Source organism: Seohaeicola nanhaiensis, assembly GCF_042654245.1.
GTDB lineage: Bacteria > Pseudomonadota > Alphaproteobacteria > Rhodobacterales > Rhodobacteraceae > Seohaeicola_A > Seohaeicola_A nanhaiensis.
The window spans coordinates 558,186-582,196 of the sequence record NZ_JBHSGI010000024.1; the positions used below are offsets into that span (position 1 = coordinate 558,186).

Genomic DNA, 24,011 nt, shown 5'->3' on the forward strand with positions numbered 1-24,011 from the left:
TTTTCCGTTTCCGGACCGCTGATCAGCAGCTGTAATACATGCCGTATTCAACCGGGTGCGGCGTGTGTTCGTATTTGTGAACCTCTTCCATCTTCAGCTCGATATAGCCTTCGAGCTGGTCCTTGGTGAACACGTCGCCCGCCAGCAGGTAATCCATATCGGCCTGCAGTTCTTCCAGCGCTTCACGCAGCGATCCGCAGACGGTCGGGATACCGGCCAGTTCCTCGGCGGGCAGGTCGTAGAGGTTCTTGTCCATCGCCTCGCCCGGGTCGATCTTGTTCTTGATGCCGTCGATACCGGCCATCAGGAGCGCCGCGAAGGCCAGGTAGGGGTTGGCGGACGGATCGGGGAAGCGGGCCTCGACGCGCTTGGCCTTCGGCGACTCGGTCCACGGAATCCGCACGCAGCCCGAGCGGTTGCGGGCGGAGTAGGCGCGCAGGACAGGGGCCTCGAAGCCGGGGATCAGGCGCTTGTAGCTGTTGGTGCCGGGGTTGGTCAGCGCGTTCAGCGACTTGGCATGCTTGAGGATGCCGCCGATGAAGTAGAGCGCCTCTTGCGAAAGGTCGGCATATTTGTCGCCGGCGAAGAGCGGTTTGCCCTCTTTCCAGATCGACATGTTGACGTGCATCCCCGAGCCGTTGTCGCCGTAGATCGGCTTGGGCATGAAGGTGGCGGACTTGCCATAGGCATGGGCCACGTTGTGGATGACGTATTTGTATTTCTGAATCTCGTCGGCCTGCTTGGTCAGCGTGCCGAAGATCAGGCCGAGTTCGTGCTGGCAGGACGCCACTTCGTGGTGATGCTTGTCGACCTTCATGCCCATGCGCTTCATGGTCGAGAGCATTTCGGAACGCAGATCCTGCGCCTCGTCGGTCGGGTTCACCGGGAAGTAGCCGCCCTTGAGGCCCGGGCGGTGGCCCATGTTGCCGTTCTCGTATTCGGTGTCCGAGTTCCAGGACGCGTCGGTTGCGTCAACTTCGTAAGACACCTTGTTGATCTTGTTCGAGAAACGCACGTCGTCGAACAGGAAGAACTCGGCTTCGGGGCCGAAATAGGCGGCGTCGCCGACACCGGAGGCCTTGAGGAAGGCCTCGGCCTTTGCGGCGGTGCTGCGCGGATCGCGTTCGTAGGGTTCGCCGGTGTCGGGTTCGACGACCGAGCAGTGAATGCAGATGGTCTTTTCGGCGTAGAACGGATCGACATAGGCGCTGGAGGCATCCGGCATCAGCTTCATGTCGGAGGCTTCGATCGACTTCCAGCCGGCGATGGACGAGCCGTCGAACATGAAGCCTTCCTCGAGGAAGTCCTCGTCGACCAGATCGGCCACGACGGTCACGTGCTGCAGCTTGCCGCGCGGGTCGGTGAAGCGGATATCGACATATTCGACATCCTCGTCCTTGATCATTTTCAGAACGTCTTTGTTACTCATCCCGTGGATCCCCTTCGTTGTATTCCTGGATGTTCAGATGGCTTCCGAACCGGTCTCGCCGGTGCGGATGCGGATGGCCTGTTCGACGGTGGAGACGAAAATCTTGCCATCGCCGATCTTGTCGGTCTTTGCGGCAGCGATGATCGCCGCGATGGCGCCATCGACCTGATCGTCGTCGAGGATGACCTCGATCTTCACCTTGGGCAGGAAGTCCACCACGTATTCGGCACCCCGGTAGAGTTCGGTGTGTCCCTTCTGGCGGCCAAAGCCCTTGACCTCGATCACCGAGAGGCCCTGCACGCCAACATCCTGAAGCGCTTCCTTCACCTCATCGAGCTTGAAGGGTTTGATGATCGCTTCAATCTTCTTCATGTTCGGCCTCCTCACATGCGCGTTCGGTTCGGGTCAGACCACTTCTGTCTGGCGGTCACAATCGGTTAAGGTTTAGCTTTGGAACGGTCGGCGGGGGATTTCGGCCGGTCGCGCGCTTTTTGTGCGTTATGCATGATTTTTAGGCGAAAGTGAATCCGATGACCGAACTGCTGACCGCCGCGCAGATGCGCGCCATAGAAGAAGCCGCGATTTCTAGCGGCGAGGTCACCGGGCTGGAGCTGATGGAGCGCGCCGGGCGGGGCGTGGTCGCGGCGATCTTCGAGGAGTGGCCCGAGCTGGCGGGCGCGGAGCGAGGGGCCAGCCCCTCGCGCTCCCCGGGATATTTGGAGCAAGAGGAAGCCAGAAGGGCGGTGGTGCTCTGCGGGCCGGGAAACAATGGCGGCGACGGGTTTGTCGTGGCGCGATTGCTGCGCGAGCTGGGGTGGGCGGTGGAGGTGTTCCTTTACGGCGATCCGGAGCGGCTGCCGGCGGATGCGCGGGTGAATTATGAGCGGTGGTTGGGGATGGGGGAGGTCAATGGCTGGGATGACTTGGCGATCCGCAGGCGATTTGAGGACGACGAGACCGGGGAGCAATTGCTGATCGTAGATGCCCTTTTTGGCACCGGACTGACGCGAGCCATGCCAGACGATACCAGCGAGATGTGGCGCGGCTTCATGCCCTCGGCGCTGGGTATGAACGCCCATTCGACAGGTATGGATCGATTTGTGGCTGTCGATTTTCCGAGCGGGATTTGCAGCGACAGCGGCAAGGATTTCGGTGCCTTACCCACGCATCTGACCGTCACCTTTCACAGGGCAAAAGTCGGGCATTTCATGTGGGACGGCTGTCTCAACTATGGCGGGGCAATCGGTTGCCACAAGGTGGTGGTGAAAGACATCGGGTTGGACAAGCGACGGGTCCAACGATCCGTCACTTTGCTGGACCGACCTACGGTGGCAATTTCAAAGGTCGGGGGCGCCCACAAATTCACCCACGGCCACGCCCTGATCCTCTCGGGCCCCGCGGGGCGCACCGGCGCCGCGCGCCTGACCGCGCGGGGAGCGCTGCGGATCGGGGCCGGGCTGGTGACGTTGGGCGTTCCGGGGGCGGCACAACTGGAGGTCGCAGCGCAGGTGACGGCGGTGATGCTGCGGCACATCGAGGACGGCGCGGGGCTGGCGGGGGTGCTGGGGGACGCCCGGATCACTGCGTTGTGTCTCGGGCCGGGGCTGGGGGTGGAGCGGGCGGCGGAGCTGGTCGCTGCGGCGGTGCGTGCGGAGCACGCACCCTACGTCGTTCTTGACGCGGATGCGCTGACGGCGATCGCGGCGCATGCGGAATTGTTCGGGGCGCTGCACGACCGTTGTGTGCTGACCCCGCATGGCGGCGAGTTCGCGCGGCTGTTCCCGGATATTGCGGAGAAGCTGGCCACGCCGGCGGTGCGGGGCCCGGCCTATTCCAAGGTCGACGCCACGCGCGCGGCGGCCGCGCGCTGCGGTGCGGTCGTGCTGTTCAAGGGGCCGGACACGGTGATCGCGCATCCGGACGGGCGGTGTTCGGTGAATGCGGCGGTCTATGACCGCGCGGCGCCCTGGCTGGCGACGGCGGGCGCGGGGGACGTTCTGGCGGGGTTCATCACGGGGTTGCTGGCGCGCGGCTTCGCGCCGATGCAGGCGGCGGAGACCGGGGCCTGGCTGCACGTCGAATGCGCGCGCCGCTTCGGTCCGGGGCTGATCGCCGAGGACCTGCCCGAACAGCTGCCGGGGGTTTTCCGCGATCTTGGGCTTTAGATCAGGCGGCCTGGGGCGCGATTGGGTGGCCGCCGCAGCCGAGAGCCATCCGCCGGCGTAGATCACCTGGGGCGCCGGGAGCTGCAGCGGGTGCAGGTTCATGTCGCACGGGCCGGCCATGCCCCAGCGCCCCGGCGGAAAAGTGCACGGCGTGAAGGGTACGGGCGATGCGGCGGAGGGACTCGACCGGCACGACACGAAGGACTTTTTGCCGCGCTTTCCGCTCGCCTCGGCGTTCAAGCTTTGCTAAGAGAGCCATCGCGCGGGTGTGGCGGAATTGGTAGACGCACCGGATTTAGGTTCCGGCGCCGCAAGGCTTGGGGGTTCAAGTCCCTTCACCCGCACCATCTAATCCCTTTGATCTCTCTTCCTGCGTTCCGCCGATCCTGGGTGAGTGGATCGCGGCTGTCGTGATTTTTCGGCGCTCATAAATCGTTCCTTCATGACTTCGCGGCAGAACGGAGGGCATGTCCAACTCCGGGAGTGTCGTGTCATGAGCCGAAAGCATGTCCTTTTATCGCTGGTCCTTGCGGCTGTGTTGTGGCCGCTGCCGCGGGAGGCACCCGCGGCCGAGCCGGCCAAGAGCGGAGTCGACCTGCGGCGGCAGGTCAATCTGGCGGGGCGGCAGCGCATGTTGTCGCAACAGATCGTCATGATGCTGTGCATGGCGCATCAGGGTGTCAAGCCGGCCGAGACGGGCGCGGCGGCGCGCGTGGCAATCCGCGATTTCGACCGGGTTCTGAAAGGGCTGCGCCACGGAGATGCCGACCTGGGGCTGCCGGTCGAGACACATCCGGATGTGCTGCGGCACCTGGCCGCGGTCGAGACGCTGTGGCCCCAGTTCCGGGGAAGGGCGCAGGCGGTGAGCGATGCCGCCGGTCTGGCGGAGCTTCGGGCCATCGCGCCGGACATTGTCGCCCGGATGAACGACGCCGTTCAGGCGATTTCGGCGAGCGGCACCACGGGGGAAAATGCCGAGTTGTCGAAGGTGGTTGATGTGGCGGGCCGGCAGCGGATGTTTCTGGTCCGGATCGCGATGGAGACCTGCTTGGGGGCGGCCGGAATCGACGTGGAAGCGGAGCGCGCGCGCGCGGCCGCGTCGATGGATGTGTTCGAGACGAGCCTGGCCCAACTGCGCGAGGGCGATTCCGCGGCTGGGATCATTGCGCCGCCAGTCTGGGAAATCGAGGCGATGCTAGAGTTGGTCCATGCGGACTGGCTGAAGATGAAGGACCTCATCCGGCAGGCGCAGGCCGCTGGTGACGCAGCGGTACTCAACAGCCTGCTTGAGCAGACGCAGAAGACGCTGGCCAATATGAACGAGACGGTCTGGATGTACGAGAACCTCTGAAGGAGACAGCGGGTTGGCCACGGGGGGCGGGTTTTTCGCGACCGGGAGGCCCGGGACCGTCGGAACGGCCTTGCAGAACGGCAGCGGGACCAATAGAAGGCCCCAAATTTGCCTGCCGTCCGGTCTTTGCCGGAGGGTCAACCGTATGGGGAAAAGCGATGCAGGTCACCGAGACGCTGAACGAAGGTCTGAAACGCGGCTATGCGATAACCGTCACCGCCGCCGAGCTTGAGGCCAAGGTCAACGAGAAGCTGGCCGAGGCGCAGCCGGAAATCGAGATGAAGGGCTTTCGCAAGGGGAAGGTGCCGATGCCGCTGCTGAAGAAGCAGTTCGGCCCGCGCCTGCTGGGCGAGGCGATGCAGGAATCCGTCGACGGCGCGATGAATCAGCATTTCGAGGAGTCGGGCCAGCGCCCGGCCATGCAGCCCGAAGTCAAGATGACCAACGAGAACTGGAAGGAAGGCGACGACGTTCAGGTCGAGCTGACCTATGAAGCGCTGCCCGAGATCCCGGATCTGGACCTGAAGTCGGTCAAGCTGGAAAAGCTCGTGGTCAAGGCGCAGGATGCCGACGTCGAAGAGGCGCTGGGCAATCTGGCCGACAACGCCAAGGAATTCGAGACCAAGGATGGCGCTGCCGAGACGGGTGACCAGGTGGTGTTCGACTTCGTCGGCAAGATCGACGGCACTCCGTTTGACGGCGGCGCTGCGGAGGACTATCCGCTGGTGCTGGGTTCGAACAGTTTCATCCCCGGTTTCGAGGATCAGCTGGTGGGCGTGAAGGCGGGCGAAGAGAAGGCCGTGACGGTGTCCTTCCCCGAGGACTACCAGGCGGAACATCTGGCCGGCAAGGAAGCGGTCTTTGACTGCTCGGTGAAGGACGTGAAGGCACCGAAGGCGGCCGAGATCAACGACGACCTGGCCAAGAAATTTGGCGCGGACGATCTGTCGGCGCTGAAGGCGCAGATCGGCGAACGGCTTGAGGCTGAGTATAGCGGTGCGGCGCGTGCGGTGCTCAAGCGAGGCCTGCTGGATGCGCTGGACAAGATGGTGTCTTTCGATCTGCCGCCCAGCCTGGTGGAGGCCGAAGCGGGCCAGATCGCGCATCAGCTGTGGCACGAGGAACATGCCGACGTGCACGGCCACGACCACCCCGAAATCACCCCGACCGACGAGCACAAGAAGCTGGCGGAGCGCCGCGTGCGCCTTGGTCTGCTTCTGGCCGAGATCGGCCGCAAGTCGGAAGTTCAGGTGAGCGATGCGGAATTCACCCAGGCGGTGATGAACCAGGCCCGCCAGTATCGCGGCCAGGAGCGGCAGTTCTTTGAATTCGTTCAGAAGAATCCGCAGATGCAGCAGCAGATCCGCGCGCCGCTGTTCGAGGACAAGGTTGTCGACTATGTCTTTGAACTGGCAACGATTTCCGAGAAGGAGGTCAGCAAGGACGACCTGCAAAAGGCCGTCGAGGCGCTGGACGAGGAATAAGCCGGAACCACGGTTTCGGATCGAGGGGCAGCCCGGATGGGGCGGCCCCTTTTTTGTTGGGCGGCGCTGCTGTGTGGGTGATGGCGGCGCCACAATTCGATGCGGGATCGGGCGGAGCCGTCCGGGCGGTGATCGGGGCTTCGATCCTGGCTTTGGTTCCGCAGCCGGCACCGGCCGGCGCCGTGGTGCCGGGCGGACACGGCGGCGGCGCCGTTGAGTGGGTCCGAATCTGACGCAGGTCACGCTTTCGGCAGAGGCCGGGGCGCCGCGATCCGAGCCTGACGGCAGTGACACCGTCGAGCGCCGCCATCGCCTCCAGACGGCCGGCGATTCAGCCTGGTCGAGGAACGAGCCGGGGCATTCGGGTCCGCCGGGGCCACCCGTTGGGGTGGCCTTTTTGGTTCGGTGGGATGCGGCGTCGGCGCTACAACTGAATGCGGAACCGGGCGAAGCCGTCGGGGCCTTCTCCGGCGGGTTCGATCTTGACGCTGGTCACGCTGCCCGCATAGGTCGCGGCCTTGGGCCCGGTGTCGAACAGGACGGTGGCACCGTCGAGTGGCTTGAAGGTCCAGTTGCCGTCGGCCTTCGGGTCGATGGTGCCCTGTTCAACGATGTAGCGGACGATCACGTCGCGGTTGGTGTCGGGCCCCTCGAAAACCACCGTATCCCCATCGCACCCGGAAACTTGCCGCCGCCCGAGGCGCGGTAGTTGTTGGTGGCGACGATAAATTTCGCATCGGGGTCAATCGGTTGGCCGTTGAATCTGAGGTTCGTGATGCGATTGGCGTCGGGCTCCACAAGCTCTCCCTTGGTGTCGAACCTGGACGGTTGGGAGAGGTCGATTTCGTAGGTGACGCCGTCGATCACGTCGAAATTGTAGGAGGGGAAGCTGTCGTTCAGCAGCACCTGGTCGGGCTGACCCGGCTCGATCCGGTTGAACATCCCGGCCGAGCGTTCGAGCCAATCCTTGACCTCGGCGCCGGTGATCAGCACGGCGCGCACGGTGTTGGGATAGAGGTAGAGGTCGGAGACGTTCTTGATCGCCATGGCGCCGACGGGCACATCGGTGTAATACTCGGGTCCGCCACGACCGCCGGCCTTGAAGGGCGCGGCGGCGGAGAGGATGGGCAAGCCTTCGTATTCGGTGCCCTTCATCATCTGGGAGATATACCAGGTCTGGGCATTCGAGACGACCTGGACTGAGGGATCGTCGGCCACCAGCGCGAAGTAGCTGTAGAGCGGCGTGTCGGTCGTGCCGACCGGGCGGCGGACGTATTCCAGCGTGGCCTCGTGTTCGGGGCGGACGGAGTCGAGCACGGCGGCGTCGTCCTCGACAAGGGCGGTGTAGGTGCGATCCTCGTTGCGTTTGGAGATCGGGCGCGCCTCGGCAGTATGTCCAACGACGCGCCAGGCGGCGCCGTCGCGTTCGAGCATGAGGTCGATCAGGCCGAGATGGCTGCCCCAGAAGCCGCCCATGGTGGCGGGCTTGCCGTGGATCGTGCCTTGGTCCACGTCGACTGCGGCGAAATCCTTGTAGGTGGAGGAGGGGAAAACCAGGTGCGAGTGACCTGTGAGGATGGCGTCGATGCCCTCCACCGCGGCGAGCGGCACGGCGGCGTTTTCCATGCCGTCGCTTTCCTGCGCCTCGCCGATGCCGGAATGGCAGAGCGCGATGACGATGTCGGCGCCTTTCTCCTTCATCTCGGGGACCCAGGCGCGGGCGGTCTGCAGGATGTCGCGGGTCTGGACGTTGCCTTCGAGGTGACGGCGGTCCCAGTTCATGATCTGGGGCGGGACGAAGCCGATGAGGCCGATCCTGATGGGATGGGTGGCGCCGGCGCCATCGGTCAGGGTGCGGTCGAGAATGACATAGGGCGGGATCAGCATGGTATCGGCGGTGGGGGTGGCGCCCATCGACTTGACCACGTTGGCGGAGACGACAGGGAACTGCGCGCCGGCGAGCGCTTTGGCCAGGAAGTCGAGACCGTAGTTGAATTCGTGGTTGCCGAGGGTCGAGGCCTCGACCCCGATGGTGTTCATCGCGGTGATGACGGGGTGCATGTCGCCGTCTTTCATCCCGCGTTCGTAGGCGATGTAATCGCCCATCGGGTTGCCCTGCAGGAAGTCCCCGTTGTCGAGGAGAATCGAGTTGGTGGCCTCCGCCCGAATGGCGCGGACGATGGAGGCGGCACGCGAAAGGCCGACGGTATCGACGGGCTTGTCGGCGTAATAGTCGTAGGGGAAGACGTGCACGTGCAGATCGGTCGTTTCCATCAGGCGAAGGTGGGCCTGGTTGGCGCTGGCGCGGACCGAGAAGGGATGCAGTGCGATCAGGCTGGCGCCGCTGGCGAGGAAGCTGCGGCGATTGATTACAAGTGGCATGGCGGAGACCCCCGGAAGCATGTGATCCGGGAGAAGCGTAACATGGGCCCGTGACGGCACGGCAACATTTATGTGGCTGGCGGCGGCAAGCTGCCGGGGCCTGCGGTCAGGAAATCAGTCCGGTTTCGCGCAGGAGGCCGCGCCGCTTGGCCTCGTAGTAGTAGCCGCTGGAATACCAGCGCACCGCCGCGTCCTGACTGCCATCCGAGACCAGCCAGGCGCCGCGCAGGTATTTGACGGCGTATTTCAGGTTGGTTTCGGCGTCCAGCAGGTCGGTCGGCTTGCCGCGGAAGCCCATGCTGCGCGCAGTGGCGGGCAGAATCTGCATCAGGCCGTAGTAGGGCCGGTTCATCGCGCCGGGGCGGTGGTGGCTTTCGCGGATGATGACGCGGTGGACCAGCGAGCGGGGCACCTTGTAGTGATCGGCGTATTTGTTGATGAGCAGGCGCAGCTCGGGCGTTTCGTTCACATGCAGCGGCGGGTCGAAGCGGGCGCTGCGGGCGCTGCATCCGCTGCCGGGAGCGGTGACGAGAGCCATGGTGGCGAGAGCGATGAGTCTGCGTCGGGTCAGCATGCGGGATCACGCGCGTTGTTACAGCCAGGATCCCTTTTATCGGCGAAACTGGTCCGGGCAACCTTTTTGGCGCGGCGTGGGCGGTGGGTTGCCGATGTCCGGCCATGAAAAAAGCCGCGCCCGGCAGGCGCGGCTTTTCCCGTAGCTGTTAGGGGCGATCAGTCGTTGCGGGGCTGATCGTCTTCGTCGGCGGCGCTGCCGAGGTCGTCGAACAGTTCGGCGATCTCGAAATCGGCCGCGGCCTGCTCTTCAGCGGCCTGTTCCTGGATCGACTTGCCCGACGCCTGGAGTTCGGCTTCTTCGGCCGAGCGCGCGACGTTCAGGGTGATCGTCACCTCGACCTCGGGGTGGAGCGAGACGTGCACGTCGTGCAGACCCAGTTCCTTGATCGGGCGGGCGATGACCATCTGCTTGCGCGAGACGGTGAAGCCGCCTGCGGTGGCCGCATCGGCGGCGTCACGCGGGGTGACCGAGCCGTAGAGCGCGCCGCCATCGGAGGCCTGGCGAATCACGACGAACTGCTGGCCGTCCAGCTTTTCGCCCATGGCCTCGGCTTCCTTGCGGGTTTCGAGGTTCTGGGTTTCGAGCTGGGCCTTGCGGTTCTCGAAGCTCTTGATGTTGGCTTCGGAGGCGGTCAGCGCCTTGCCCTGGCGCAGCAGGTAGTTGCGCGCAAAGCCCGGGCGGACGTCGACGACATCGCCCATCTGGCCAAGCTTGGCCACACGTTCGAGAAGAATGACTTGCATCGGAGTATCTCCTTACTTCACGGCGTAGGGAAGCAGGGCGAGGAAGCGGGCGCGCTTGATGGCGCGAGCCAGTTCACGCTGCTTCTTCGCCGAGACGGCGGTGATGCGCGAGGGCACGATCTTGCCGCGTTCGCTGATGTAGCGCTGCAGCAGGCGGGTGTCCTTGTAGTCGATGGCGGGGGCGTCGTCACCCGAGAAGGGGCAAACCTTGCGGCGACGGAAAAACGGTTTCACGGCCATGATTTAGTGTCCTTTTCTCAAGCTCTGGATCAACGACGCTCGCGGCGTTCGCCGCGATCGCCACGGTCACCGCGGTCGCGTTCGTCACGCTTCTGCATCTGCACCGAGGGGCCTTCCTTGTGCTCGTCGACCTTGATGGTCAGGACGCGCATCACGTCGTCATGCAGACGCATCAGACGCTCCATCTCCTGGATGGCGGCGGCGGGGGCGTCGGAACGCATGAAGGCATAGTGGCCCTTGCGGTTCTTGTTGATCCGGTAGGCCATCGTCTTCACGCCCCAGTACTCGTGATCCACGAGCTTGCCGCCGTTGTCGGACAGCACGGTGCTGAAATGTTCGATGAGGCCTTCGGCTTGCGTGTTGGACAAGTCCTGACGCGCAATCATGACATGCTCGTAAAGCGGCATGTGTACTCCTGCTTCTATCAAGGCGCATTTCAAAGGTGGGGCCTGTTTCCCTCTGCGGCCCCGCCACGAGACTCTGCGCGGTTCGAATACGTGCAGAGGGATGCGTCCGTATACACGGATTGGCCGGGGGGGCAAGCCGGAAGTGGCGGGCGCGGCTGCCCGTGGAATTCCCCGACTGCGACAAATTCTCGACGTTTTGTAGACCGAGGTTGGCGTGGGGCGCCAAGGGTTTGTTCTGAAGGACATTAGATACAGATGGACAGCGTTCAGATGCCTGGGGCCGCGACGAATCCGGTGACCAGCGCCTTCCAGGATCACGCGCCGATGATGGTGGCCTTCGCGCCGAACTGGCGGGCGCGGGCGGTGATGTTCCGCCTGCTCGGGGTTGCTCTGCTGATTGCGGCGGCCAGCCTGTGGGTGCTGCCGGCGCCGGAGCTGGACGGCGAGCTGCGGCTGATCCGGCTGGGCGTGTCGGTGTTCTTCCTGTTCTGCGGGTTGGCGATGTTTCTGCGCCGGACGGGCGATGATCAGCCCGATGCCTACTTCGACCCGATCCGGCGCGAGGTGCGCGTGCTGCAGAAAAACGACCGCGGGCGGCCGCAGACGATCCTGCGGCGCAGCTATGACAGCCTGGGCAGCGCCAAGTTCCAAAACAGCTCGGTGCAGCTGGTCGATGTCGATGGCAGCGTTCTGATGCGGCTGGTGATCGAGGATGACGCCGCGCGCGAGGCGCTGCGGGCGCAGCTCGCCGGCATGGTGCGGATCACCTGAGCGACAGGCCTTTTCCCGTCTCCCGGTGAGCGGCGCGGGCGCAGGCCTGCGCCGTTGCGTTGCCTGTGATCGCGGGCTATTGCGGGGAAAACGGGAGAGCAAGCGATGAGCAGGGCACTGGTATTCCCCGGGCAGGGGGCACAATCCATCGGCATGGGGCAGGCGCTGGCCGAGGCCTATCCGGCGGCGAAGGCGGTTTTCGAAGAGGTCGATGCGGCGCTGGGCGAAGATCTCAGCGGGCTGATCTGGGGGGGCGATATCGAGACGCTGACGCTGACCCGGAACGCACAGCCGGCGCTGATGGCGACCTCGATGGCGGCGCTGCGCGCGTTGGAGGCCGAGGGCTTCGACATCGCGGGCGTGGCCTGCGTGGCCGGGCATTCGCTGGGCGAATATTCCGCGCTTGCGGCGGCCGGTGCGCTGGGGATCGGAGATGCGGCGCGGTTGCTGCGCACGCGCGGGCAGGCAATGCAACAGGCGGTGCCGGTCGGCGTCGGCGCGATGGCGGCGCTGCTGGGGCTGGACCTGGAGGGCGCGCGCGCGGTTGCGGCCGAGGCGGCGCAGGGCGAGGTCTGCGAGGCGGCCAATGACAACGATCCGGCGCAGGTCGTCGTTTCGGGCCACAAGGCGGCGGTCGAGCGCGCGCTCGAGATCGCCAAGACCAAGGGCGCCAAGCGGGCGATCCTGCTGCCGGTGTCCGCGCCGTTCCATTGCGCGCTGATGGCGCCGGCGGCCGAGGTGATGGCAGAGGCGCTGGCTGGCGTGGAGATCAAGGCGCCGAAGGTGCCGCTGATCGCCAACGTGGTCGCCGGGCCGGTGAGCGATCCGACACGGATCCGCGAGCTGCTGGTGCAGCAGGTGACAGGGGCGGTGCGCTGGCGCGAGAGCGTGCTGGCGATGTCCGCGGATGGCGTCACAGAGATTTGGGAGGTCGGGGCCGGCAAGGCGCTGTCCGGGATGATCCGGCGGATCGACAAGTCGATCGAGTGCAAGGCCGTCGGCAGCCCCGAAGAGGTGCGTGCCGCGCTGGGGCTGGCCGGCTGAACCAGGCAGGACAACGGAGGGCGGCGCCGCATCCGGCGTTGCCGCGAAACGGACAGGAGCAGGACATGTTCGATCTGACGGGAAAATCCGCGCTGATTACCGGCGCTTCAGGAGGCATCGGTGGCGAGATCGCGCGCCATCTGCACGGGGCAGGGGCGACGGTCGCCCTGTCGGGCACGCGGGTCGAGCCGTTGCAGGAACTGGCCGAGCAACTGGGCGAGCGGGCGCATGTGGTGCCCTGCAACCTCTCCGATCTCGACGCGGTGTCGGGGCTGCCCAAGCAGGCATCGGACGCGATGGGCGGGCTCGACATTCTGGTGAACAACGCCGGGATCACACGCGACAACCTTTTCATGCGGATGTCGGACGAGGAATGGCAGAGCGTCATCGACGTGAACCTGACCGCGACTTTCCGGCTGTGCCGGGCCGTTCTGCGCGGCATGATGAAGGCGCGCTGGGGGCGGATCGTCAACATCGGGTCGGTTGTCGGCGCGACGGGCAATCCGGGGCAGGGCAACTATGCGGCCTCGAAGGCCGGTATGGTCGGCATGTCCAAGGCGCTGGCCTATGAGGTGGCGAGCCGCAACATCACGGTGAACGTGGTGGCGCCGGGGTTCATCACCACGGCGATGACCGACAAGCTGACCGACGATCAGAAGTCGGCGATTCTGACCCAGGTGCCGGCAGGGCGCATGGGTTCGGCCAGCGAAGTGGCGGCGGCGGTGCTCTATCTGTCGAGCCCCGAGGCGGCCTATGTGACCGGCGCGACGCTACACGTGAACGGCGGTATGGCTATGCTGTGAGCCGGGGGCGTGACGCGTTTGGCGTCATCCTGCGGCCCTTGCGAAAGCGTTTGCCATCGCCGTTCTCTGTGCTATAGCGACGCAAATTTCGGCAGGCGGGGCCTTGGCACCTGCCTGTTTGGCCCGGTATAGAGGGCACAACCCGTCCCGGCTTCGGGGCAAACAGAACCCTCCCGAAGCGGGCAAGGGCAGATCAGGGCCAAGACGCCCGCAAAGGAATGAGGAACGGATATGAGCGACGTCGCAGACCGCGTGAAAAAGATCGTTGTTGAGCATCTGGGAGTGGAAGAAGAGAAGGTGACCGAGAACGCCTCGTTCATCGACGATCTGGGCGCCGACAGCCTTGACACCGTGGAACTGGTGATGGCCTTCGAAGAAGAGTTCGGGATCGAGATTCCGGACGATGCCGCCGAGACGATCCAGACCTTCGGCGATGCAGTGAAGTTCATCAGCGAAGCCGCCTGATTCTTTTCTGCGCCTGAAGACTTTGAAACGGCACCTCCCGGCGGGGAGGTGCCGTTTTCCTTTGTGCGGCCGATAAATGCCTTGCGCCCGGGCGGTGCCGGTAGTCAGGTCGGACCGAGGCAGAAGAAAAGCGGGCGCCATGATCCGATCCACTCCGACATTGAACACCCTGCGGGTGACGCTGCGGGCCATGCGGCCAGAGGACTTTGACCGATACGCGGGCATCTGCGCGATGGGTGACGCGCTGCGGCCGCTGGACAGCGGTCCCTGGCCGCGCCGTCGCGCCTGGGAGGCGTTTCTGCGCAACGCCGGGCACTGGCAGATGACCGGATTTGGCCAGTGGGCGGTGATCGAGCAGCGCAGCCGGACGATTGTGGGACAGGTCGGTTTCTTCTTCGACAGCGAGGTGGTGGACGAGGAGTTCGACACCTATCCGCAGGTCGGGTGGGTGATGCTGCCGGAGTGCGGTGAGAGCGGGCTGGCTCTGGAGGCGGCGCGGGCGGCGCATGACTGGTTCGACCGGGTGGTGACGGGCAGCCTGGTGGCGCGGGTGTCGCAGGCCAACGAGACGGCCGTGGAGCTGGCGGATGCACTGGGCTATCGCCAGCGGCGCGAGGCGGGGGGAACGCTGCTGATGCGCCGCGACGGGCCGCCGGGGCGGGGGTAGGCGGGAATTCTCGCGTGGCGTGAGGGGAATCTGCTAGACTGGTGGAAATCGGGCACGACGGAGGGAGGCCAGAATGCTGATTTATCCGACGATCGAGGTGATGGGTGGCAAATGCGTGTCGCTGGACCGGGCGCGCATAGATACGCCGCGCGTCTGGGACGTGGACCCGCTGGAAAAGGCGCAGAGCTTTGCCGCTGCCGGGGCGGAGTGGATGCACCTCACCGACCTGGATGCAGTCGAGGGGATACCGAGGAACGTCGAGCTGGTGGAGCGGATCATCCGGGGGGTCGGTATCCCGGTGCAGCTGGCGGGGGGCTTTCGCAGCCGCGACACGGTGGAGCGCTGGATCGACAAGGGCGCGGCGCGGATCGTGGTCGGCTCGCTGGCGGCGCAGGATCCGGCGATGGTGGCGGAGCTGGCGAAATACCATCCCGACCAGATTGTCCTGTCGGTCGACGTGCGCGCGGGCCGGGTGATGACCCACGGGTGGCGCCGGGAAAGCGCATTCGCGCCCGAGGATTTCATCGCGGCCTTCGAGGGCGTGCCGCTGGCCGGGATCGTGGTGACCGACATCGAGTCGGACGCCAACGCACAGGTCGAGGCACAGCTGGGGCTGATTTCGGGGCTGGCGCGGCTGTGCCGGACGCCGGTCATCGCAAGCGGCGTGGTGCGAACGGTCGACGATATCGCGCGGTTGAAATATATCCATAATATCGCCGGTGCGCTGGTGGGGCGGGCGCTGTATCTCGGGTCGGTCGATCTGAGAGAGGCCTTGGCGGTGGCGCGGCCGGAAATGGAACGGATAGCGGATTTCATCTGATACATGGCAAGTCTGGCGGAAATGATCGGAGGGGCCGGCACGCCCGGCACCTTCCTTGGACTGGACCGCGCCGAGAGCCTTGGCGCGGCGGCGGATATCGTGATCTATGGCGCCGATTGCGCGACGCCTTACCCTTGGGTCGGCGCCTATTGCGCTGGGGGGCCGGCGGCGATCCGCGCAGGGTCGGCGGATTATGCCGGCGCGGTGGAGCGCGTGAATTTCGACCTGATGGGCCCGCTGCTGCCACGGGGCGTGCGCGCGGTGGATGCCGGGGATCTGGCGACCGACGCGGAGGATCCGGCCGGAAATCGCGACCGGATCGAGGCGGCGACACGCGAGATTCTGGGTGCCGGCGCGGTGCCGGTGCTGCTGGGGGGCGACGATTCGGTGCCGCTGGGCCTGTTGCGGGCCTTCGACGGCGCAGGGCCGGTCACGATCCTGCAGATCGATGCCCATATCGACTGGCGCGACGAGGTACGGGGCGAGCGTCTGGGGCTGAGCTCGACAATGCGGCGGGCCAGCGAGATGGCGCACGTGGAGCGCATCGTGCAGGTGGGCGCGCGCGGGGTCGGCTCGGCCGGGATGGAGGCGCTGGAGGCGGCGCTGGCCTGGGGCGCGCATCTGGTGCCGGCGCATGAGCTGGAGGATGGCGGCATCGCGCGCGCCATCGGTCTGATCCCCGAGGGCGCCCGTGTGGTGATCTGTTTCGACGTGGATGCTCTGGATCCGCCGATCATGCCGGCGGTCATTGCACCGACGGCCGGAGGGCTTACCTATGCGCAGGCGCTGCGGCTGATCCGGGGCGTGGGCGGCAAGGCGACGCTTGCCGGGGTGGACCTGGTGGAGTTCATGCCCGAGCGTGACCGCGACGGTGTCGGGGCGCGGACGGCGGCCCAGCTGCTGACCTCGATCCTTGGGCTGATCGGGCGGCAGCGGGTCGGCGGCTGACGGACTTGCCGGGCGCGGGGGCGCAGGGTAAGACCGTCGCGATTTTGGAAACGTGCCAGACCTAAGAATTTCGGAAACAGGCGAGAGGGCAGCAGATGCGCAGAGTTGTGGTTACGGGGCTTGGGCTGGTGACGCCGCTTGCGGATGGTGTCGAGGAAAGCTGGTCGCGGCTGCTGGCCGGTCAATCCGGGGCGGGCCCGATCACCGGCTTTGACCCCGAAGGTCTTGCAACGACCTATGCCTGCGAAGTGCCGCGCGGCGACGGATCCGACGCGACATTCAATCCCGACAAATACATGGAGCCGAAAGAGCAGCGGAAGGTGGATACCTTCATCATGTACGGGATCGCGGCGGCGGTTCAGGCGGTCGAGGATTCCGGGTGGAAGCCCGAGGACCGCGAGGGGCAGGAACGCACCGGGGTCCTGATCGGTTCGGGTATCGGCGGGCTGAACTCGATCGCCGATACGGCGGTGATGATGGAACAGAAGGGGCCGCGCCGTGTCAGCCCGTTCTTCGTGCCGGGCGCGCTGATCAACCTGATCTCGGGGCAGGTTTCGATCCGCTATGGCTTCAAGGGGCCGAACCATTCGGTGGTGACCGCCTGTTCGACCGGCGCCCATGCCATCGGTGATGCGAGCCGGATGGTGCGCTGGGGGGATGCCGACGTGATGATCGCAGGCGGGGCCGAGGCGGCGATCTGCAAGATCGGGATTGCCGGGTTCAACGCCTGCAAGGCGCTGTCGACCAAGCGCGCCGACGATCCGACGAAGGCGAGCCGGCCCTATGACATCGACCGCGACGGGTTCGTCATGGGCGAGGGCGCGGGCGTTGTCGTGCTGGAGGAATACGAGCACGCCAAGGCGCGCGGCGCCAAGATCTATGCCGAGGTGCTGGGCTATGGAATGTCGGGCGACGCCTATCACATCACCGCGCCGTCGGAGGATGGCGACGGGGCCGAACGGTCGATGCGGGCGGCGCTGAAGAGCGCGGGGCTGCAGCCGGGCGATGTGGATTACATCAATGCGCATGGCACCAGCACGATGGCAGATGTGATCGAGCTGGCCGCCGTCGAGCGGCTGCTGGGCGATCACGCAGGCAATGTCACCATGTCGTCGACCAAGTCGGCCACCGGGCACCTGCTGGGCGCGGCCGGGGCGATCGAGGCAATCTTCTCGATCCTGGCGATCCGCGATCAGGTCGCGCCGCCGACGATCAACCTGGACAATCCGGCGGTTGAATCGAAGGTCGACCTCGCGCCGAATGCCAAACGCGCCCGCAAGATCGACGTGGCGCTGTCGAATTCCTTCGGCTTTGGCGGAACCAACGCCAGCGTCATTTTCGGGAAGGTCAGCTGATGTGGCGGGCGCTTGCCTCGAACATGCTGACGTTCCTCGCCGTGGCGCTGTTTCTGGCGGCGGGTGTCGTGCTGTGGGGCAAGTCCGAGTACAGCGGCCCCGGACCCCTGACCGACGCGATGTGCTTCCGCGTCGAGCAGGGCACGAACATCAATAAGGTCAGCAAGCGGCTGGGTGAAGAGGGGGCGGTAAGCAATGCCTCGCTGTTCCGGGTCGGGATGCGCTATGAGGGCAAGGACAACCGCCTGAAGTTCGGCAGCTATCTGCTGCCGCCCGGCGCGTCGATGGAAGACATCGGCGAAATGATCACCAAGGGCGGCGCCAATACCTGCGGCACCGAGATCGTCTATCTGGTGGGCGTGACGCGGACGCAGGTGCGGGTGCGCGAACTGGATCCGGCGACCAATGCCTTTGTCGAGAAGGCCGAGTTCGATCTGGGCGCGGCCGAGGTTCCGGATGAGTTCACCAAGCGGCGCGAGCAGGGCGATACACGCTATCGCATGGTGCTGGCCGAAGGGGTGACCAGCTGGCAGGTGACCGAGGCGCTGAAAGGCATGGATATGCTCGAGGGCGAGGTTTCGGTGCCGCCGGAAGGCACGCTGGCGCCTGACAGCTATGACGTCTTTGCGGGCGAGACCCGGCAGTCGCTGATCGACGACATGACTGCCAAGCAGTCGGCCCGGATCGCGGCGGCCTGGGACAAGCGGGATCCGGACCTGCCGCTGAAGAGCCCGGAGGAAATGCTGGTTCTGGCCTCGATCATCGAGAAAGAAACCGGGGTTCCGACCGAGCGGCGCGACGTGGCGAGCGTCTTCGTGAACCGTCTGAACAAGAAGATGCGGCTTCAGACCGACCCGACCGTGATCTATGGGCTGACCAAGGGACAAGGCGTGCTGGGACGGGGGTTGCGGCAGAGCGAGCTGAACCGGTCGACACCGTGGAACACCTATGTGATCGACGGATTGCCGCCGACGCCGATTGCAAACCCGGGGCAGGCGAGCCTGGATGCCGCGGTGAACCCGGCCGAGACGGATTACGTGTTCTTCGTGGCCGATGGCAGCGGCGGGCACGCCTTTGCGACGACGCTGGAAGAGCACAACCGAAACGTCGCCAAGTGGCGCAAGATCGAGCAGGCTCCGGCGAGCGACTGAGAGGTCGCCCTGTTCATTTTTCGTTAATGATCCCGGACGCTTAGCGGCCGGAGGTGAGTCGAAGCGCCTTGACTTAGAGGACGGTCGGGCGTATAGATTGTGCCATGCTAGAAGACTTGGGGAACGGTCGCGGGGTGCACCCGTCGACCGTTTCTTGTCTTTCGAACGGACCGCCCGATACACGAGGTCCAGAACAAAGCCATGACATTGAAGTATCCCGAAGACCCGGCGCCGGTAACGGCCGAGCTGCTGGGATCGGTGCACGCCTCGATCCGCCGTGTCCGGCAGGATGCCGAGCAGTGGTGTGCCGAACTGCGTGAGAGGGAGGGCGAGAACCTGACCCAGGCCAACCGGACCCTGAGCGAGGTCGAACGGCTGATCCGGGTCTGTCAGAAGGTGGAGAGTTCCCTTGTCGAACAATTGGAAAGACAGACCGGAGGAGCCGGCGACAGACAGGCCCTCGACCTCGACAGCGCGCGAAGCGAGATCGGATGCCGGCTGGATCGCCTGCGGTCCAGTCGCGACGAGACAGACATTTCTTGACGGGCTGAGCGAGGAGGCGCTGCGGGCGCTGCCCTATATGTTCGAGTTCTGGGCCCTGCCGCATCAGCTGCCTCCCTTGGGAGAGTGGCGCAGCTGGGTGGTGCTGGGCGGGCGCGGGGCGGGAAAGACGCGCGCAGGGGCGGAATGGGTGCGCCGTCAGGTCGAGGGCGCAAAGCCGCTGGACCGGGGCGTGGCGGGCCGCGTGGCGCTGCTGGGTGAGACCTTTGATCAGGTGCGCGACGTGATGGTGCAGGGTGACAGCGGGATCCTGGGCTGTTCGCCGCCGGACCGTCGCCCGCTGTGGAAGGCCTCGGAGCGCAAGCTGATCTGGCCGAACGGCGCCGAGGCGCAGGCTTTTTCGGCGCATGATCCCGACGGGCTGCGCGGGCCGCAGTTCGATGCGGCCTGGGCGGATGAGCTGGCGAAATGGCCGGATCCCGAAGCGACCTGGGACATGCTGCAATTCGCGTTGCGGTTGGGGCAGCACCCGCAATGCTGCGTGACGACCACGCCGCGCAACATTCCCCTGCTGCGCAAGCTGTTGGCGGCTGAGTCGACCGTTTCGACGCATGCGCGCACCGAGGCCAACCGGGCCAACCTTGCGCCCAGCTTTCTGACCGAGGTGCGGGAGCGCTATGCCGGCAGCCGGCTTGCGCAGCAGGAGCTGGATGGGGTGATCCTGACGGATCTGGACGGCGCGCTGTGGACCGGGGAAATGCTGGAACAGGCCCGGCTGGCGCCTGTGCCTCCGTTGAACCGGGTGATCGTCGCGGTGGATCCTGCTGTGAGTTCGGGTCCGGGTGCGGATGCCTGCGGCATCATCGTGGCCGGCGCGCAGCTGACGGGCAAGCCGGCGACCTGGCGGGCCCATGTGCTGGAGGATTGCTCGGTGCAGGGTGTCGGGCCCCTGGGCTGGGCGCAGGCGGCGGTTGCTGCCTTCGAGCGGCACGGGGCCGAGCGGCTGGTGGCCGAGGTCAACCAGGGTGGGCAGCTGGTGGAAGAGTTGATCCGGCAGGTCGATCCAATGGTGCCTTACAAGGGCGTTCATGCCTCGCGCGGGAAACTGGCGCGTGCCGAACCCATCGCGGCGCTCTATGAGCAGGGGCGGGTGAGCCATGCCGCCGGTCTGGATGTGCTGGAAGAGCAGATGGCGCTGATGACCCTGCAGGGCTATCAGGGCCAGGGGTCGCCCGACCGCGTGGATGCGCTGGTCTGGGCGTTGCATGAACTGATGGTCGCGGCGGCCGGCGAGTATCGGCATCCGCGCATCCGGGTGCTTTGACCCCCACCGTTCGGTGCCTTCAATCCAATTTATCCTTTTTGCGGGAGAACCGAAGTCAAGCGGACCCGATGGCGGCCTCGGGCGCTTCGGCCTGAAAAAGGAGCGATTTCCATGGTATTGAACTTTCTGCGCCGCAATGGCCAAGCCGGCGCCCCGGAGCAGAAGACCAGCGCAACGGGTCCGGTTGTCGCTTATCACAGTGCGGGCAGGGTGGCCTGGAGCCCGCGCGATGCGGTGTCGCTGACGCGTGCGGGGTTCAGCAGCAATCCCGTGGGATTCCGGTCGGTCAAGCTAATCGCCGAGGCGGCCGCTGCCCTGCCGCTGGTCCTGCAGGACTGTCAGCGGCGCTACGAGACGCATCCGATCCTGAGCCTGGTAAACCGTCCCAATCTGGCGCAGGGCCGTGCCGAATTGATGGAGGCCCTGTATGGCCAGCTACTGCTGACCGGGAACGCCTATGTCGAGGCGGTTCAGGGCGAGACGGAGTTGCCGATCGAGCTGCACGTCCTGCGATCGGACCGGATGCGAGTCATCCCGGGGGCGGATGGCTGGCCGGCGGCCTATGAATATGCGGTGGGCGCGCGCAAGCATCGGTTTGACATTTCGGGTGCGGCGCCGGCGATCTGCCATATCAAGAGCTTTCATCCGCAGGACGACCATTATGGCCTGTCGCCCCTGCAGGCGGCGGCGATGGCGGTGGACGTTCACAACAGCGCCTCGCGCTGGTCGAAGGCGCTGTTGGACAATGCGGCGCGGCCGAGCGGGGCGCTGGTCTATCGTTCGCCCGACGGGCATGGAGCGATGGCCGACGACCAGTTTCAGCGTTTGTCGGAAGAGATCGAGGCCAATTACCAGGGGGCGCGCAATGCCGGGCGCCCGATGGTGCTGGAAGGCGGGCTGGACTGGAAGCCGATGGGGTTCAGCCCATCGGACATGGAGTTTCAGAAGACAAAGGAGGCGGCCGCCCGCGAGATTGCGCTGGCCTTTGGGGTGCCGCCCATGCTGCTGGGCATCCAGGGCGATGCAACTTACGCGAATTACCAGGAGGCCAACCGGGCGTTCTTTCGCCTGACCGTCCTGCCGCTTGCCACCCGGGTGGCGGTGGCGCTGTCGGAATGGCTGTCGCGGTTTTCGGGCGACCTGATCGAACTGAGGCCCGATCTGGACCGTGTGCCGGCGCTGTCGGCCGAGCGCGACGCGCAATGGGCGCGTGTGACGGCTGCGGATTTCCTGACTGTCGGCGAGAAGCGGGCGCTGCTGGGTCTGCCGGCGCTGCCCGATGGTGATCTCAATGAGTGACCGGCAGGTGGGTTACGAACCTTTCGACTGCGCGCCGGGCCTGAGGCTCGCCGCCCACGAACGGGTGAGCCAGATACATCACGAAAACCTCAACCGGCGCTTGGATCGGCTGGACGAGATGATGGAGCGGTTGGAGCGTCGGCTCTGGATCGCTGTCTATGGGGTGGCGGCGATGGTTTTGACGCAGGCCCTGCAGTCGATCCTGACAGTGGCGCCCTGACGCGCCCGACTGGCGAAACCACGAGGAACGAAACATGGAAATCGAGAACGGACTGGAACGAAAATTCGCGCGGTTCGGCGATGGGCTGAAGATCAGCGCGGATTCGGTCATCGAGGGATACGCCAGCCTGTTCGGGCTGCCTGACCAGGGGGGCGACATCGTGCAGAAGGGCGCCTATGCCGAGACGATCCGAACCTTGGCCGAGGCGCACCAGCGGGTGAAGATGCTGTGGCAGCACGATCCGGCGCAGCCGATCGGCGTCTGGGACGAGGTGCGCGAGGACGCGCGCGGGCTGTGGGTGAAGGGGCGTATCCTGGATATCACCCAGCGCGGACGCGAGGCGGCGGCGCTGGTGGCGGCGGGCGCGATCGACGGGCTGTCGATCGGCTATCGCACCAAGCGGGCGGCGAAGGATGACAAGGGCCAGCGGCTCTTGACCGAACTGGAGCTTTGGGAGGTGTCGCTGGTGACCTTCCCGATGCTGCCCAGTGCGCGGGTGTCGGCCAAGGGGGATGGCCCCGGGTTCGAACAGGATCTGCGCGAATTGGCGGTGGCCCTGGACAGGGCGCGGCTGGAGCTGGCGCGGCGGTAGCGCGCGTATCTCTCACGGAAAACAGGATGAACAGATGAGCAAGACCGAGATCAAGGCTCGGGCCGGGGAAGAGCAGACTCCGCTTCAGGAGGTGAAGCGGGCGATGACCGGATTTCTGGGCAGTTTCAGAGCATTCCAAGACGAAATTGAATCGAAACTTCAACAAGCAGAAGAGCGACTGACCATGCTGGATCGTAGAATGCAAATCGCGGCGCGGCCGCATCTTTCGGCCAATCAGGATGGGGGGACGCCCCATCGCAAGGCCTTCAGCGCCTATCTGCGGGGCGGCGATGACGATGGTCTGCGCGGGCTTGAGATCGAGAGCAAGTCGCTGTCGACGGTGGTGAACAGCGATGGCGGCTATCTGGTCGATCCGCAGACCGCCGACATGGTGAAGTCGGTGCTTTATGCCACCGCCTCGATCCGGGCAGTGGCGAGCGTCGTCAACGTCGAGGCGACGACCTATGACGTGTTGATCGACCATACCGAGCTGGGCGCCGGCTGGGCCAGCGAAACGGCGGCGGCAACTGAGACCGCGACGCCGCAGATCGACCGCATCTCGATCCAGCTGCACGAGCTGAGCGCGCTGCCCAAAGCCTCGCAGCGGCTGCTGGACGACAGCGCCTTCGATGTCGAGGGCTGGCTGGCGGCGCGGATCGCCGACAAGTTCGCCCGCGCCGAGGCGGCGGCCTTCATCTCGGGTGACGGGGTCGACAAGCCGATGGGGATGCTGACCCATACGAAGGTTGCCAATTCCGGCTGGACCTGGGGCAATCTGGGCTATGTGGCGACGGGCGTCGACGGCGGCATCGGGGATGGCGACGCCATCGTCGACCTGGTCTATGCGCTGGGTGCGCAATATCGCGCCAACGGGTCTTTCGTGATGAACTCCAAGTCGGCGGGGCTGGTGCGCAAGCTGAAGGATGCGGACGGGCGGTTCCTGTGGAGTGACGGGCTGGCCGCGGGCGAGCCGGCGCGGCTGCTGGGCTATCCCGTGGTGATCGCCGAGGACATGCCGGATGCGGCGTCGAACAGCTATTCCATCGCCTTCGGCGACTTCGCTTCGGGTTACACCATCGCCGAACGCCCCGATCTGCGCATCCTGCGCGACCCGTTCAGCGCCAAGCCGCATGTGCTGTTCTATGCGACCAAGCGCGTCGGCGGCGATGTCTCGGACTTCGCGGCGATCAAGCTTCTGAAATTCGGCGTCTCCTGATCGGAGGCGTCGGAGCCAGGGCCGGGCAACCGGTCCTGAGGTGGGCGCACGCAATAC

Annotated in this window: 24 protein-coding genes, 1 tRNA gene and 1 pseudogene; 19 read left to right on the forward strand and 7 right to left on the reverse strand. The window is 65.5% G+C overall.

The window, feature by feature from the left end; all coding sequences use genetic code 11:
• Positions 1-22 precede the first annotated feature (22 nt).
• Positions 23-1,429: a type I glutamate--ammonia ligase gene (glnA, locus tag ACFO5X_RS17205; RefSeq protein ID WP_380719166.1), complete on the reverse strand. Its 1,407-nt coding sequence runs from the start codon at positions 1,427-1,429 to the stop codon at positions 23-25.
• Between the two features lie 33 nt (positions 1,430-1,462).
• Positions 1,463-1,801, reverse strand: coding sequence for a P-II family nitrogen regulator (locus tag ACFO5X_RS17210; protein WP_380719168.1), 339 nt, complete (start codon positions 1,799-1,801; stop codon positions 1,463-1,465).
• A gap of 158 nt (positions 1,802-1,959) precedes the next feature.
• On the opposite strand from ACFO5X_RS17210, the gene ACFO5X_RS17215 reads away from it, so the two are divergent.
• From ACFO5X_RS17215 to tig, 4 genes are all read left to right on the forward strand, one after another.
• The gene (locus tag ACFO5X_RS17215; RefSeq protein WP_380719170.1) at positions 1,960-3,594 is read left to right on the forward strand and encodes an NAD(P)H-hydrate dehydratase; all 1,635 of its coding nucleotides are present in this window, start codon (positions 1,960-1,962) and stop codon (positions 3,592-3,594) included.
• Positions 3,595-3,856: 262 nt separating this feature from the next.
• Positions 3,857-3,941 (forward strand) — tRNA-Leu (locus tag ACFO5X_RS17220).
• Between the two features lie 146 nt (positions 3,942-4,087).
• Positions 4,088-4,945 (forward strand): type IV pili methyl-accepting chemotaxis transducer N-terminal domain-containing protein, encoded by an 858-nt coding sequence (locus ACFO5X_RS17225; RefSeq protein WP_380719173.1) that lies wholly within the window; start codon positions 4,088-4,090, stop codon positions 4,943-4,945.
• Between the two features lie 158 nt (positions 4,946-5,103).
• The gene (gene tig, locus ACFO5X_RS17230) at positions 5,104-6,429 is read left to right on the forward strand and encodes a trigger factor (RefSeq protein WP_380719177.1); all 1,326 of its coding nucleotides are present in this window, start codon (positions 5,104-5,106) and stop codon (positions 6,427-6,429) included.
• 424 nt (positions 6,430-6,853) lie between these two features.
• On the opposite strand, the pseudogene ACFO5X_RS17235 reads toward tig, so the two are convergent.
• The 5 genes and pseudogenes from ACFO5X_RS17235 to rpsF all read right to left on the reverse strand — a co-directional run bounded on the left by ACFO5X_RS17235 (position 6,854) and on the right by rpsF (position 10,778).
• Positions 6,854-8,811 (reverse strand): annotated as a pseudogene (locus ACFO5X_RS17235) (bifunctional 2',3'-cyclic-nucleotide 2'-phosphodiesterase/3'-nucleotidase).
• Positions 8,812-8,917: 106 nt separating this feature from the next.
• Positions 8,918-9,349: a transglycosylase SLT domain-containing protein gene (locus tag ACFO5X_RS17240; protein ID WP_380719554.1), complete on the reverse strand. Its 432-nt coding sequence runs from the start codon at positions 9,347-9,349 to the stop codon at positions 8,918-8,920.
• Between the two features lie 194 nt (positions 9,350-9,543).
• Entirely contained in the window at positions 9,544-10,131 is a 588-nt protein-coding gene (rplI, locus tag ACFO5X_RS17245) for a 50S ribosomal protein L9 (RefSeq protein WP_380719179.1), read from the reverse strand.
• Positions 10,132-10,143: 12 nt separating this feature from the next.
• Positions 10,144-10,371, reverse strand: coding sequence for a 30S ribosomal protein S18 (gene rpsR, locus ACFO5X_RS17250; protein ID WP_189680212.1), 228 nt, complete (start codon positions 10,369-10,371; stop codon positions 10,144-10,146).
• A 29-nt stretch (positions 10,372-10,400) separates the two neighbouring features.
• Positions 10,401-10,778 (reverse strand): 30S ribosomal protein S6, encoded by a 378-nt coding sequence (rpsF, locus tag ACFO5X_RS17255; protein WP_380719182.1) that lies wholly within the window; start codon positions 10,776-10,778, stop codon positions 10,401-10,403.
• 255 nt (positions 10,779-11,033) lie between these two features.
• Between rpsF and ACFO5X_RS17260 the strand changes: the two genes are divergently transcribed.
• The 15 genes from ACFO5X_RS17260 to ACFO5X_RS17330 all read left to right on the forward strand — a co-directional run bounded on the left by ACFO5X_RS17260 (position 11,034) and on the right by ACFO5X_RS17330 (position 23,954).
• Positions 11,034-11,549 (forward strand): hypothetical protein, encoded by a 516-nt coding sequence (locus ACFO5X_RS17260; RefSeq protein WP_380719184.1) that lies wholly within the window; start codon positions 11,034-11,036, stop codon positions 11,547-11,549.
• Positions 11,550-11,654: 105 nt separating this feature from the next.
• Entirely contained in the window at positions 11,655-12,593 is a 939-nt protein-coding gene (gene fabD, locus ACFO5X_RS17265) for an ACP S-malonyltransferase (protein ID WP_380719186.1), read from the forward strand.
• A 65-nt stretch (positions 12,594-12,658) separates the two neighbouring features.
• The gene (gene fabG, locus ACFO5X_RS17270) at positions 12,659-13,396 is read left to right on the forward strand and encodes a 3-oxoacyl-[acyl-carrier-protein] reductase (protein ID WP_380719188.1); all 738 of its coding nucleotides are present in this window, start codon (positions 12,659-12,661) and stop codon (positions 13,394-13,396) included.
• Positions 13,397-13,627: 231 nt separating this feature from the next.
• Positions 13,628-13,861 carry an acyl carrier protein gene (locus ACFO5X_RS17275; protein WP_380719190.1) on the forward strand — a complete coding sequence of 78 codons (234 nt, stop codon included), beginning with the start codon at positions 13,628-13,630 and terminating at the stop codon, positions 13,859-13,861.
• A 139-nt stretch (positions 13,862-14,000) separates the two neighbouring features.
• On the forward strand, positions 14,001-14,528 hold the full coding sequence (locus ACFO5X_RS17280) for a GNAT family N-acetyltransferase (protein WP_380719192.1): 528 nt from the start codon (positions 14,001-14,003) through the stop codon (positions 14,526-14,528).
• Between the two features lie 73 nt (positions 14,529-14,601).
• Positions 14,602-15,348: a 1-(5-phosphoribosyl)-5-[(5-phosphoribosylamino)methylideneamino]imidazole-4-carboxamide isomerase gene (locus ACFO5X_RS17285; protein WP_380719194.1), complete on the forward strand. Its 747-nt coding sequence runs from the start codon at positions 14,602-14,604 to the stop codon at positions 15,346-15,348.
• A 3-nt stretch (positions 15,349-15,351) separates the two neighbouring features.
• Entirely contained in the window at positions 15,352-16,296 is a 945-nt protein-coding gene (locus ACFO5X_RS17290) for an arginase family protein (protein WP_380719196.1), read from the forward strand.
• A gap of 95 nt (positions 16,297-16,391) precedes the next feature.
• Positions 16,392-17,651 carry a beta-ketoacyl-ACP synthase II gene (gene fabF / locus ACFO5X_RS17295; RefSeq protein ID WP_380719198.1) on the forward strand — a complete coding sequence of 420 codons (1,260 nt, stop codon included), beginning with the start codon at positions 16,392-16,394 and terminating at the stop codon, positions 17,649-17,651.
• Positions 17,651-18,802, forward strand: coding sequence for an endolytic transglycosylase MltG (gene mltG / locus ACFO5X_RS17300; protein WP_380719200.1), 1,152 nt, complete (start codon positions 17,651-17,653; stop codon positions 18,800-18,802). The genes fabF and mltG overlap by 1 nt, the downstream gene beginning before the upstream one ends.
• Positions 18,803-19,003: 201 nt before the next feature.
• A complete protein-coding gene (locus tag ACFO5X_RS17305) occupies positions 19,004-19,345 on the forward strand; it encodes a hypothetical protein (RefSeq protein ID WP_380719202.1) in 342 nt (113 codons plus the stop codon).
• Positions 19,346-19,382: 37 nt separating this feature from the next.
• Positions 19,383-20,627 carry a DNA-packaging protein gene (locus ACFO5X_RS17310; RefSeq protein ID WP_380719204.1) on the forward strand — a complete coding sequence of 415 codons (1,245 nt, stop codon included), beginning with the start codon at positions 19,383-19,385 and terminating at the stop codon, positions 20,625-20,627.
• 111 nt (positions 20,628-20,738) lie between these two features.
• Entirely contained in the window at positions 20,739-21,926 is a 1,188-nt protein-coding gene (locus ACFO5X_RS17315) for a phage portal protein (RefSeq protein WP_380719206.1), read from the forward strand.
• Entirely contained in the window at positions 21,919-22,146 is a 228-nt protein-coding gene (locus ACFO5X_RS17320) for a GTA head formation protein, RCAP_rcc01685 family (protein WP_380719208.1), read from the forward strand. The genes ACFO5X_RS17315 and ACFO5X_RS17320 overlap by 8 nt, the downstream gene beginning before the upstream one ends.
• Positions 22,147-22,180: 34 nt before the next feature.
• A complete protein-coding gene (locus tag ACFO5X_RS17325) occupies positions 22,181-22,738 on the forward strand; it encodes an HK97 family phage prohead protease (RefSeq protein WP_380719210.1) in 558 nt (185 codons plus the stop codon).
• 34 nt (positions 22,739-22,772) lie between these two features.
• Positions 22,773-23,954, forward strand: a complete 1,182-nt coding sequence (locus ACFO5X_RS17330; protein WP_380719213.1) for a phage major capsid protein — start codon at positions 22,773-22,775, stop codon at positions 23,952-23,954.
• The last annotated feature ends 57 nt before the right edge of the window (positions 23,955-24,011 follow it).